This window comes from Micromonospora sp. (assembly GCF_048594385.1).
Lineage (GTDB): Bacteria > Actinomycetota > Actinomycetes > Mycobacteriales > Micromonosporaceae > Micromonospora > Micromonospora wenchangensis.
In genome coordinates, this window is sequence record NZ_JBMDWU010000398.1 from 1 (window position 1) to 11,123 (window position 11,123).

Here is an 11,123-nt window from a genome sequence, read left to right on the forward strand (position 1 = left end):
CCGGCCGTCCGGGGGCGGCGTCCGGTGGGGGCGCGGGGCTGGGCGATGCGTCGGAAGGGGCCCCCGCTGTGCGCGGTCCGGTACCGGCGCCGCCCGGCACGGGGTGGGGCCGGCCGGCACCGACCCCCGCCCCACCTCCCCGGACGCCCGTCGCGGTGCGTCTCGCGTCCGATCGCGGTAAGTATTGTCCCCGGCAGATGTGTGCAGACCGGTGTGGTCCGAATAGGGTTTCGTTCGTAGCCTGTCAGGCGGAGATCGACGGCGCGGGAGGGCGAGCCTTGGACGGCACCGAGACCGGCTGGGGCCGGTCGGCCGAACCGGCACCGCGATGGCGGACGCTCTTCGAGCGCGCCCGCCTCGGCGGGCGCGCCGCCGAACCGGCGGAGCCGGACCGCCGGGGCGAGGACGCGCCCCGGGAGCCGCTGCCCGGCCGGATGCCCGGCGGTGGCTGGTCCGGCCGGGGATCGGCCGCCGTGCCGCCACCGCCCGACCCGGGCTACGGCCCCGATCCCGGCTACGCCCCCGACCCGGGCTACCGCGCCGGCGCCGCCTACCGGGCGGACCCGGGCCACCGCGCCGACCCCGGCTATCCGGTCGACCAGGGTTACCGGGCCGACCCGGGCTATCCGGCCGATCCCGGCTACCGCGCCCCCGGCGGCTACCCGGCCGACCCCGGATACCTGCCGGAGCCGGCCCGGCCGCCGGAGCCGCCGGTCGTCCCGTCCCGCTACGCGCTGCTCGACAACGGCTACCGGGCCGAGCCGCCGCCCCCCGAGTCCCGCTACGCGCTGCTCGACAACGGTTACCGCGCACCCGGCTACGCACCCCCCGAGCCGACGTACCAACCGCCGCAACCCGCCTACCCCGAGCCGGCGGCGTATCCCGAGCCCGGCTACCCGGCGACGCCGACGTACCAGCCGGAGCCGGTCTACCAGCCCGAACCGACGTACCAGCCGGAACCGACCTACCAACCGGAACCGACGTACCAGCCCGAGCCGGCGGCGTATCCGCCGGCGGTGACCGCCGACCGGGGCTACCCGGCCCGGATCGAGCCGGCCCGCATCGAGTGGCGTCAGCAGGGCCCCCAGGACGAGCAGGAACGGGCCGCCGGCATCCTCCGCCGCGACCTCGGCACCCCCCGGGTGCTGGCGTTCGCCAACCCCAAGGGCGGGGTGCACAAGACCACCGCCACGGTGCTCGCCGCCGCCACCGTCGGCAGCGTCCGGGGCCGGGGCGTGCTCGCCTGGGACGACAACGAGCTGCGCGGCACCCTCGGCCTGCGCGCCGGCAGCGCCCGGCACGCCCGGACGATCCGGCACCTGATCAGCGACCTGGCGCACATCGAGATCCGCGACGGCGCGGAGCTGCTGGAATCCCTCGACGACTACCTGCGGCACGCCTCCGACGGCTCGTACGACGTGCTGGCCGGGGAGGAGAGCCCCCGGTTCGCCCAGCGGCTCGACCAGTTCACCGTCAAGCGGGTGCTGGAGCTGCTGCGCCGTACCCACGACGTGGTCTGCGTGGACACCGGCAACAACGTGGAGAGCCCCAACTGGCGGACGGTCATGCACGCCGCCGACCAGCTCGTGGTGACCACCGTGCCCCGCGAGGACGCCGCGTTCAGCGCCGACTGGATGCTCGACCTGCTGCACGAGGAGGGCATGGGTGAGCTGGCCGACAACGCGGTCACCCTGATCTCCTGCCCCACCCCCGGCCGGTCGACGCTCCAGGACGACCTGGAGCGGCACTTCGCCACCCGCACCCGGGCCGTCGCCGTCGTGCCGTACGACCCGGTGCTGGAGACCGGCTCGTCGATCGAGTACCACCAGCTCCAGGCGGAGACCCGGGCCGCGTGGCTGCGGGCGGCCTCGGTGATGCTGGAACCGTTCGCCCGGTGAGGGGTGGTACGGGCTCCGCCGCCCCGCCGTACCGCCCGGCCTGAGAGGATCATCGGGTGAGCCCGGACACCCCCGATCCGCACCGCCCCGCCGACACCCCGGCGGGTGCCGCGCCCACCCCGCACGCCGTCCCGACCGGGACACCGGCCGACGGACCGTCCGCTGACGGGCCACCGGCCGGGCCCGGGTACGCCCCGACCCCGCCGGGACCCGAACCGACCGCGCCCGGCCACGCCGCGACCGGACCCGAACCGACCGCGCCCGGCCACGACCCGGGTGGGTCGTACCTGCCGTGGCCGCCGCCGTCCGGCTGGCCGGTGCAGCCGGTGCAGCAGCGGCCCCGGCACACCCGGGCGGTGGCGGCCGGCCTGGTGCTGGGCCTGACCGCGTTGGGGGTGCCGCTGGGGCTGCTCTGGGCGGCGCTGGCCCCGGACACCCCCGTGCTCAAGACCGCCGAGGGGGCCGTCTACGCCCAACCCCAGCCGGAACAGCCGATCGCCGCCGACGGCTGGTTCAGCCTGCTCGGGATCGGGTTCGGGGTGCTCGCCGCGATCGCGGTGTGGACGCTGCTGCGCCGCCGCCGGGGTCCGGTGAACCTGGTCGCGCTGACCGTCGGCGCGCTCGGCGCCGCCCTGGTCGCCTGGCAGGTGGGCCGCCGGGTCGGGCTGGACGGCTACCAGCGGCTGCTCGACACCGCCCCCGCCGGCACGTCCTTCGGCAAGCCGGCCGACCTGCGGGCCGGGGGCATCGACCGGCTCTTCGGCGTGCTGCCCGTGCCGTACGGCAACCTGCTGCTGGCCGCGTTCGCCGCCGCCGTCACGTACACCCTGCTGGCCGGCTGGTCGCGGTGGCCGTCGCTGCGCCCGGAGCCGGAGCCCGGCGGCCCCGGCTGGCCGGACGCGCCGGGCACGGTCGGTGCGCCCGACGGGGGCGGCCCGCCGGGGGCGGCCGGTACGCCGGGCGAGGTCGGCCCGGCGGGCGGGGTCAGTTGGGGGCCGGCGGGGACGCCAGCTCCGACAGCGGCACCGGAACCGCCCGCACCTGGCGCAGCAGGGCCGACTCGCGGTTGAGCAGCCGCAGCTCGGCGCGGAGCCGGGCGGCGGTGTCGTCGATGGCGAGCAGCCGTTGCCGGTCGGCCAGGGTCAGCACGGCGGTGGCCGCCACCAGGTGCGACAGCACCGTCGGGTCCTCCGGGAGCTGCTCGGACAGCTCCTGCGGGTCGTCCCGGATCAGGCCCAGGTACTGCCGGAACACCGCGATCACCCGGGCCGCCAGCAGCTCGGCGGCCTCGTCCGGGCCAGCCGGCTCGGGCAGCCACTCGACGTCGGCGGTCAGGTAGGGGGCGGCCTCCCGGTCGACCTCGGCGACCCGGAACCGCCGCCGGCCCACCGTGACGATGTCGAAGCCACCGTCGTCCAGCTCGGTGACCTGCCGCAGCTCGGCGGTGCAGCCCACCTCGTGCAGGGTCACCTCGCCGCCGCCCGGGGTGGCCCTGCCCGCGCCCGGGGCGACCTCCCAGCCGGAGCGGATGGCCACCACACCGAACTCGCGGGGCACCCCCTCGGGCCGCCCGACCAGGTCCCGCACCAGGTGGCGGTACCGCTCCTCGAAGATGTGCAACGGCAGCACCAGACCCGGGAAGAGCACCGTTGCGAGGGGAAACACCGGCAGCCGTGCGGTCACGCGTCCGAGCGTAGCCCGATCCGGCGCGGTCGGCGTGTCCCGGCTCACCGTCCCGCGGTGCGGGCGGCGCGGGTCGCCCTGCGGGCCGCCGCCTAGACTCGGGGGCGTGTTGAAACGGATCGACCTGCGCGGCGGGGTTTCCGACCCGCGTCGCCTGCTGCCCCGTGCCCAGCTCGACGTCTCCGTGGCGGTCGAGCGGATCCGCCCGCTCGTCGAGGCGGTCCGGGACCATGGGTACCCGGCGATCCGGGAGGCCAGCGAACGGTTCGACGGCGTCTGCCCGCCGGTGCTGCGGGTCCCGACCGAGGCGATCACCGCGGCCGAGGGGGTGCTCGACCCCGACGTGCGGGCCGCGCTGCTGGAGTCGATCGCCCGCGCCCGTCGGGTGCACGACGACCAGCGGCGCACCGACCACACCACCCAGGTCGTGCCGGGCGGCACGGTCACCGAGCGCTGGGTGCCGGTCGACCGGGTCGGCCTCTACGTCCCCGGCGGGCTGGCGATGTACCCGTCGACCGTGGTGATGAACGTGGTGCCGGCCCAGGCGGCCGGGGTCCGCTCGCTGGTGGTGGCCAGCCCGCCGCAGCAGGACAACGGCGGCCTGCCGGACGCCCGGGTCCTCGCCGCCTGCGCGCTGCTCGGCGTCGACGAGGTGTACGCCGTCGGCGGCGCCCAGGCGGTCGCCATGCTGGCGTACGGGTCGACCGTCGACGCCGAGGGCACCCGGCGCTGCGCGCCGGTCGACATGATCACCGGGCCGGGCAACATCTGGGTGACCGCCGCCAAGCGGCTGCTGCGCGGCGTGGTCGGCATCGACGCCGAGGCCGGACCGACCGAGATCGCCGTGCTGGCCGACGACACCGCCGACCCGGCGCACGTCGCCGCCGACCTGATCAGCCAGGCCGAGCACGACCCGTTGGCGGCCAGCGTGCTGGTCACCCCGTCGGTCGAGCTGGCCGACGCGGTCGACCGGGAGCTGGCCCGGCAGGTGCCGGCGACCAAGCACGCCGAGCGGGTCGGCACCGCGCTCGGCGGGGAGCAGAGCGGCGTCGTGCTGGTCGACGACCTGGCCGACGGGCTGCGGGTGGTCGACGCGTACGCCGCCGAGCACCTGGAGATCCAGACCCGGGACGCCCGCGACTGGGCGCTGCGGGTGCGCAACGCCGGGGCGATCTTCATCGGGCCGTGGGCGCCGGTGTCGCTCGGCGACTACTGCGCCGGCTCCAACCACGTGCTGCCCACCGGGGGCTGCGCCCGGCACTCGTCGGGGCTGTCCGTGCAGTCCTTCCTGCGCGGGGTGCACCTGGTGGAGTACACCCGCGAGGCGCTGCGCGACGTCGCGCCGCACGTGGTGACCCTGGCCACCGTGGAGGACCTGCCGGCGCACGGGCAGGCGGTCGCCGTGCGGTTCGCCGGGGAGGCGTCGTGACCACCCTGGACGACCTGCCGATCCGCGACGACCTGCGGGGCCGGTCGCCGTACGGGGCACCGCAGCTCGACGTGGCGGTCCGGTTGAACACCAACGAGAACTCCTACGCCGTGCCCGAGCCGGTGGTGGAGGCGATCGGCAAGGCGCTCGCCGCCGAGTTGCGCGACCTCAACCGCTACCCGGACCGCGAGGCGGTGGCGCTGCGCGCCGACCTGGCCGGCTACCTCGGGCACGGGATCACCGCCGACCAGGTCTGGGCGGCCAACGGCTCCAACGAGATCCAGCAGCAGCTCCTGCAGGCGTTCGGCGGGCCGGGGCGCAGCGCGTTGGGCTTCGTGCCGGCGTACTCGATGCACCCGTTGCTGTCCCTGGGCACCGGCACCCGGTGGGTGCCGGCGCAGCGGGGGGTGGACTTCGGGCTGACCGCCGACGAGGCGGGCGCCGAGGTCCGGGCGCACCGCCCCGACGTGGTCTGCCTGTGCTCGCCGAACAACCCGACCGGCACCGCGCTCGACCCGGCGGTGGTCGCCGCCGTCCTCGACGTCGCCCCCGGCATGGTGGTCCTCGACGAGGCGTACGCCGAGTTCGCCCGGCCCGGCACGGTCAGCGCCCTGACCCTGCTCACCGGGCACCCGCGGCTGGTGGTGACCCGGACGATGAGCAAGGCGTTCGGGTTCGCCGGTGGCCGGCTGGGTTACCTGGTCGCCGACCCGGCGGTGGTGGCGGCGGTGCAACTCGTCCGGCTGCCGTACCACCTCTCGTCGCTCACCCAGGCCGCCGCCCGCGCGGCGCTGGCCCACCGCGACGTCCTGCTGGGCACCGTCGACGCGATCAAGGAGCAGCGGGACCGGATCGTGACCACCCTGCGGGCCCGGGGGCACCGGGTGGCCGACAGCGACGCCAACTTCGTGCTGTTCGCCGTCGGCGACGACCAGTCGGCGGCCTGGCGGACCCTGCTCGACGCCGGGGTGCTGGTGCGCGACGTGGGCCTGCCCGGCTGGCTGCGGGTCACCGCCGGCACCCCCGCCGAGACCGACGCCTTCCTCACCGCGATGGAGAAACTGTCATGAGCCGCACCGCCCGGGTGGAACGGATCACCAAGGAGACCAAGGTCCTCGTCGAGATCGACCTCGACGGCACCGGCCGGGCCGAGATCAGCACCGGGGTCGGCTTCTACGACCACATGCTCCACCAGATCGCCCGGCACGGCGGCTTCGACCTGACCGTGCGCACCGTCGGCGACCTGGAGATCGACGCCCACCACACGATGGAGGACACCGCGCTGGCCCTGGGTGCCGCGTTCGACCAGGCGCTGGGGGACAAGGCCGGCATCCGGCGGTACGGCTCGGCCACCGTCCCGATGGACGAGGTGCTCGTCCGGGCCGCCGTCGACCTGTCCGGCCGCCCGTACGTGGTGCACGACGAGCCGGCGCTGTCGCCGTACATCGGGCCGGTCTACCCGACCAGCATGACCCGGCACATCTGGGAGTCCTTCGGCCAGGCGGCCCGGGTCACCCTGCACGTGGACGTGCTGCGCGCGGCCCGGCCGGGCGGTCACCCGGACGCGCACCACGTGGTGGAGGCCCAGTTCAAGGCGGTCTCCCGGGCGCTGCGGGAGGCCACCGCGCTCGACCCGCGCAGCGCCGGTGTGGTGCCCAGCACCAAGGGCGCGCTGTGAGCGGCCCGGTCGGGGCCGGAGGGCGGCGCTGATGGGCCCGGTGCTGCCGACCCTGCTGCTGATCCTCGCCGGCATCCTGGTCGGTGGGGCCTGGTCGTTGTACCGGCAGGACGCGCCGCGCGGTGCGATCGTGGTCACCGGGCTGCTCGCCGTGCTGGCCACCGTCGGCGGGGTGCTCTGGCTGCTACCCGGGGAGGGCTGATGGGCGCGCACGGCACCGGCAAGCGGATCGTGGTGCTCGACTACGGCTCGGGCAACCTGCGTTCGGCCGAGCGGGCCCTGGCCCACGCCGGGGCGGACGTGACGGTCACCGCCGACCTGTCCGCCGCCGCCGGGGCCGACCGCCTGGTGTTGCCGGGTGTCGGGGCGTACGCGGCCTGCATGGCCGGGATCGAGGCGTCGGGTGCCGGCCCGGTGATCGCCGAACGGGTCGCCGCCGGCCGTCCGGTGCTCGGCATCTGCGTCGGCATGCAGGTGCTCTTCGCCCACGGCGACGAGCACGGTGTGGTGACCAAGGGGCTGGGGCTGCTGCCGGGCGGGGTGACCCGGCTGCCCGCCGACCGGCTGCCGCACATGGGCTGGAACACGGTGACCCCACCGGACGGGTCGGTGCTCTTCGCCGGGCTGCCCGCCGACAGCCGGTTCTACTTCGTGCACTCCTACGGGGTGCTCGACCAGGCGTCGTTGCGCGAGGCGGGCGCCCGGGTGACCACCGCCCACCACGGCGCGGACTTCGTCGCGGCGGTGGAGTGGGGTCCGCTGTCGGCGGCCCAGTTCCACCCGGAGAAGTCGGCCGAGACCGGTGCCGTGCTGCTGCGCAACTGGCTGGCCACGGTTGACTGAGACGCGCGGCCGCACCGGACCGGGTGCGCGGTGAGTAAGGAGCGGGCCCGTCGGCGGGCCGTCCGGGAGGCGGAGGCGGCCCGCGACCGCGTCGTACGTCAGCGCAAGTTGGCCCGTCGGCAGCGTCGCCGCGCCCTGGTCCGCCGGGCCACCCCGCAGTGGCGGCGGGGCCGGACGGGCCGGCTGGCCCGCCGCACCCGGGGTGAGCGGGCCGCCATCATCGGGTTGACCGCGGCGGCGCTGGCGCTGATCTGGGTGTTCGTCGACGATCTCGCGCTGCGGGTGGTGCTGGTCGTGCTGTTGCTTCTGGTCCTGCCGGCGATCGTGGTGATCGCCCTGGACCGTCGGATCTGAACGAGGAGTAGGAAACGTGAGCCTGACCCTGTTGCCCGCCGTGGACGTCGCCGACGGCCAGGCCGTCCGGCTGGTGCAGGGCGCCGCCGGCAGCGAGACCGCCTACGGCGACCCGCTCGACGCGGCGTTGGCCTGGCAGAACGACGGCGCGGAGTGGATCCACCTGGTCGACCTGGACGCCGCCTTCGGCCGGGGCTCCAACGCCGCCCTGCTGGCCGAGGTGGTCGGCAAGCTGGACGTGCGGGTGGAACTCTCCGGTGGCATCCGCGACGACGCGTCGCTGCGCGCCGCGCTGGGCACCGGCGCGGCGCGGGTGAACATCGGCACCGCCGCGTTGGAGGACCCGCAGTGGTGCGACCGGATCTGCGCCGAGTACGGCGACCGGGTGGCGATCGGTCTGGACGTGCGGGGTCGTACCCTCTCGGCGCGGGGCTGGACCCGCGACGGCGGTGACCTGTGGGAGGTGCTGGCCCGGCTGGACGCCGCCGGTGCGTCCCGGTACGTGGTGACCGACATCACCAAGGACGGCACGATGCGCGGGCCGAACCTGGACCTGCTGCGTGAGGTCTGTGCCCGTACCGACGCCCCGGTGATCGCCTCGGGTGGTGTGTCGACCCTGGAGGACCTGCGGGCCCTGGCGACCCTGGAGGAGGCCGGCGTGGAGGGTGTGATCGCCGGTAAGGCGCTGTACGCGGGCGCGTTCACGGTGGCCGAGGCGTTGGCGACGCTGCGGGCCGCGGGGTGACCGACGCGGCGGACCCGGACGACGGGACCGTCACCCGGCTCGGCTCGGGCGGCCCGTGGGAGGCCCGGTACGGCTACTCCCGGGTGGTCCGGGCCGGCCGTTCGGCCTGGACGTCGGGCTGCACGTCGACCGTCGACGGGGTGGTGACGCACGTCGGTGACGCGGCGGCGCAGACCGCCCAGGCGTTGCGCATCGGCCTGTCCGCGCTGGCCGAGGTGGGCGCGGGCCCGACCGACGTGGTGCGGACCCGGATGTACGTGACCGACCGGCTCTTCGTCGACGAGGTGGGCCGGGCGCACCAGGCGGTCTTCGGCGCGGTCCGGCCGGCCGCCACGATGGTGGTGGTGGCCGGCCTGCTCGATCCGGACCATCTGGTCGAGATCGAGTTGGAGGCGCACCTCCCGCCGTCCTGACCGGCCCGGCCGGTCGGTCGGTTCGGGAGACGGGTGTCACTCCCGGCCCAGATAAGTTGTGCGCAATTGAATTGCGGGCTACCTTTGCCGGGTGAGTGACCATCTGGTGTTGCGCGATCAGGTCTGCTTCGCGCTCTATGCGGCCTCCCGGGCGCTCACCGACGTGTACCGGCCCATCCTCGACGAGTTCGGGCTCACCTACCCGCAGTACCTGGTGCTGCTGGTGCTCTGGGAGCGCGGCGACGACCCGCCCACGGTCTCCGAGCTGGGCGCCGCGCTCCGGCTCGACTCCGGCACCCTCTCCCCGCTGCTCAAGCGGCTGGCGGCGGCGGGCCTGGTGGTCCGCACCCGCTCCGCGCTCGACGAGCGGCGGGTGGAGGTGGGGCTGACCGCCGAGGGCGCGGCCCTGCGCCAGCGGATGACCGACGTGCCGCTGCGGGTGGCCTGTTCCACCGGCCTCGACGAGACCGAGCTGGTCGCGTTGCGCGACACCCTCACCCGGGTCACCGAGACGATCCACCGACAGAAGGAGCAGTGATCCCCATGCAGGTGCTCTACACCGCCTCCGCGACGGCCACCGGCGACGGGCGCGACGGCCACGTCCGCACCTCCGACTCCACCCTCGACCTGGACCTGGCCGTGCCGAAGGAGATGGGCGGCGCCGGTGGCGCGGCCAACCCCGAGCAGCTCTTCGCCGCCGGCTACGCGGCCTGCTTCCACTCCGCGCTGCGCGTGGTCGCCCGCCGGGCCAAGGCCGACGTCACCGGCTCGGTCGTCGAGGCCGAGGTCGGTATCGGCGCGAACGGCAGCGGCGGCTTCGGTCTGGCCGTCACCCTGGTGGTGGACCTGCCGGCCGTCGAGCGCGCGGCCGCCCAGCAGCTCGTCGAGGCGGCCCACCAGGTCTGCCCCTACTCCAACGCCACCCGGGGCAACATCGAGGTGACCCTCACCGTGCGCGAGGCCGCTGCGGCCTGACCACCGCACCGGGCCACCACCATCGGGTACGAGAGGACGACACCGTATGACCAGCAACCGTGAGATCCACCTGGCCTCCCGCCCACAGGGCTGGCCGACCGCCGACAACTTCCGCCTCGTCGAGACCGGGGTGCCCACCCCGGGGCCGGGGCAGATCGTGGTCCGCAACCGGTTCATCTCGGTCGACCCGTACATGCGGGGACGGATGAACGACGTGAAGTCCTACGTGCCGCCGTTCGCCCTCGACGCACCGCTCGACGGTGGCGCGGTCGGCGAGGTGGTGGCCGGCGGCGGCGACGGGATCAGCGTCGGCGACACCGTGCTGCATGGGCTCGGCTGGCGGGAGTACGCGCTGCTCGACGCCGGCTCCGCCCGCCGGGTCGACCCCGACCTCGCCCCGGTCACCGCCTACCTGAGCGTGCTCGGGATGACCGGGCTGACCGCGTACGCCGGGTTGCTCGACGTGGCGGCGATGCGGCCGGGGGAGACGGTGTTCGTCTCCGGCGCGGCCGGCGCGGTGGGCAGCATGGTCGGCCAGATCGCCAAGCTCAAGGGGGCTGGCCGGGTGGTCGGCAGCGCCGGCTCGCCGGCCAAGGTGGCCCGGTTGACGGAACTCGGCTTCGACGCCGCCTTCGACTACCACGACGGGCCGGTCCGCGACGCGCTGAAGGCCGCCGCCCCGGACGGGATCGACGTCTACTTCGACAACGTGGGCGGCGAGCACCTGGAGGCGGCGATCGGCGCGATGAACCTGCACGGCCGGGCCGCCATCTGCGGGATGATCGCGCAGTACAACGCGGCCGAGCCGCCGGCCGCGCCGCGCAACCTGGCGCTGGTCATCGGCAAGCGGCTCACCCTGCGCGGTTTCCTGGTCGGCGACCACGGCGGCCTGCGCGAGCAGTTCGTCACCGAGGTCGCCGGCTGGCTGCGCGAGGGGAAGCTCTCCTACGACGAGACGATCGTCGACGGCATCGAGAACGCCCCCGACGCGTTCCTCGGCCTGCTGCGCGGCGAAAACCTCGGCAAGATGCTCGTCCGCCTCTAACCCCCCCCACCCCGCCCATCCGCGCCCCCGCCCCGCCCCCTGGCCGTGGTGATCAAGAGG

Annotated in this window: 14 protein-coding genes; 13 read left to right on the forward strand and 1 reads right to left on the reverse strand. The window is 75.3% G+C overall.

From position 1 onward, the window contains the following. The first annotated feature begins 278 nt into the window (after window positions 1-278). Both ACOJTC_RS21260 and ACOJTC_RS21265 read left to right on the forward strand, forming a co-directional pair. Window positions 279-1,898: a MinD/ParA family ATP-binding protein gene (locus ACOJTC_RS21260; protein WP_204927747.1), complete on the forward strand. Its 1,620-nt coding sequence runs from the start codon at window positions 279-281 to the stop codon at window positions 1,896-1,898. 56 nt (window positions 1,899-1,954) lie between these two features. Continuing rightward, complete coding sequence (locus ACOJTC_RS21265) at window positions 1,955-2,968, forward strand: DUF2567 domain-containing protein (protein ID WP_420118196.1); 1,014 nt, start codon at window positions 1,955-1,957, stop codon at window positions 2,966-2,968. On the opposite strand, the gene ACOJTC_RS21270 is transcribed toward ACOJTC_RS21265, so the two are convergent. Beyond that, on the reverse strand, window positions 2,883-3,581 hold the full coding sequence (locus ACOJTC_RS21270) for an LON peptidase substrate-binding domain-containing protein (protein ID WP_420118197.1): 699 nt from the start codon (window positions 3,579-3,581) through the stop codon (window positions 2,883-2,885). The two genes, ACOJTC_RS21265 and ACOJTC_RS21270, sit on opposite strands and share 86 nt — an antisense overlap. A 106-nt stretch (window positions 3,582-3,687) precedes the next feature. Between ACOJTC_RS21270 and hisD the strand changes: the two genes are divergently transcribed. The 11 genes from hisD (at window position 3,688) to ACOJTC_RS21325 (ending at window position 11,063) form a co-directional block, all read left to right on the forward strand. Beyond that, window positions 3,688-5,010 carry a histidinol dehydrogenase gene (hisD, locus tag ACOJTC_RS21275; protein WP_204927744.1) on the forward strand — a complete coding sequence of 441 codons (1,323 nt, stop codon included), beginning with the start codon at window positions 3,688-3,690 and terminating at the stop codon, window positions 5,008-5,010. Next, window positions 5,007-6,080, forward strand: coding sequence for a histidinol-phosphate transaminase (locus ACOJTC_RS21280; protein ID WP_420118198.1), 1,074 nt, complete (start codon window positions 5,007-5,009; stop codon window positions 6,078-6,080). The genes hisD and ACOJTC_RS21280 overlap by 4 nt, the downstream gene beginning before the upstream one ends. Further along, window positions 6,077-6,688, forward strand: coding sequence for an imidazoleglycerol-phosphate dehydratase HisB (hisB, locus tag ACOJTC_RS21285; protein ID WP_420118199.1), 612 nt, complete (start codon window positions 6,077-6,079; stop codon window positions 6,686-6,688). The genes ACOJTC_RS21280 and hisB overlap by 4 nt, the downstream gene beginning before the upstream one ends. A 31-nt stretch (window positions 6,689-6,719) precedes the next feature. Then, entirely contained in the window at window positions 6,720-6,890 is a 171-nt protein-coding gene (locus ACOJTC_RS21290) for a hypothetical protein (protein ID WP_168222542.1), read from the forward strand. Next, window positions 6,890-7,531 carry an imidazole glycerol phosphate synthase subunit HisH gene (hisH, locus tag ACOJTC_RS21295; protein WP_420118200.1) on the forward strand — a complete coding sequence of 214 codons (642 nt, stop codon included), beginning with the start codon at window positions 6,890-6,892 and terminating at the stop codon, window positions 7,529-7,531. The genes ACOJTC_RS21290 and hisH overlap by 1 nt, the downstream gene beginning before the upstream one ends. Window positions 7,532-7,561: 30 nt before the next feature. Next, window positions 7,562-7,885 carry a hypothetical protein gene (locus ACOJTC_RS21300; protein ID WP_420118201.1) on the forward strand — a complete coding sequence of 108 codons (324 nt, stop codon included), beginning with the start codon at window positions 7,562-7,564 and terminating at the stop codon, window positions 7,883-7,885. Window positions 7,886-7,901: 16 nt separating this feature from the next. After that, window positions 7,902-8,630 (forward strand): bifunctional 1-(5-phosphoribosyl)-5-((5-phosphoribosylamino)methylideneamino)imidazole-4-carboxamide isomerase/phosphoribosylanthranilate isomerase PriA, encoded by a 729-nt coding sequence (gene priA / locus ACOJTC_RS21305; protein WP_088643061.1) that lies wholly within the window; start codon window positions 7,902-7,904, stop codon window positions 8,628-8,630. Beyond that, window positions 8,627-9,043 carry a RidA family protein gene (locus tag ACOJTC_RS21310; protein ID WP_088643062.1) on the forward strand — a complete coding sequence of 139 codons (417 nt, stop codon included), beginning with the start codon at window positions 8,627-8,629 and terminating at the stop codon, window positions 9,041-9,043. The genes priA and ACOJTC_RS21310 overlap by 4 nt, the downstream gene beginning before the upstream one ends. Before the next feature lie 91 nt (window positions 9,044-9,134). After that, window positions 9,135-9,581 carry a MarR family winged helix-turn-helix transcriptional regulator gene (locus tag ACOJTC_RS21315; RefSeq protein WP_204927738.1) on the forward strand — a complete coding sequence of 149 codons (447 nt, stop codon included), beginning with the start codon at window positions 9,135-9,137 and terminating at the stop codon, window positions 9,579-9,581. A 5-nt stretch (window positions 9,582-9,586) separates the two neighbouring features. Further along, window positions 9,587-10,018, forward strand: coding sequence for an organic hydroperoxide resistance protein (locus ACOJTC_RS21320; RefSeq protein ID WP_420118203.1), 432 nt, complete (start codon window positions 9,587-9,589; stop codon window positions 10,016-10,018). 46 nt (window positions 10,019-10,064) lie between these two features. Next, window positions 10,065-11,063, forward strand: a complete 999-nt coding sequence (locus ACOJTC_RS21325; RefSeq protein ID WP_420118202.1) for an NADP-dependent oxidoreductase — start codon at window positions 10,065-10,067, stop codon at window positions 11,061-11,063. Window positions 11,064-11,123: the final 60 nt, after the last annotated feature.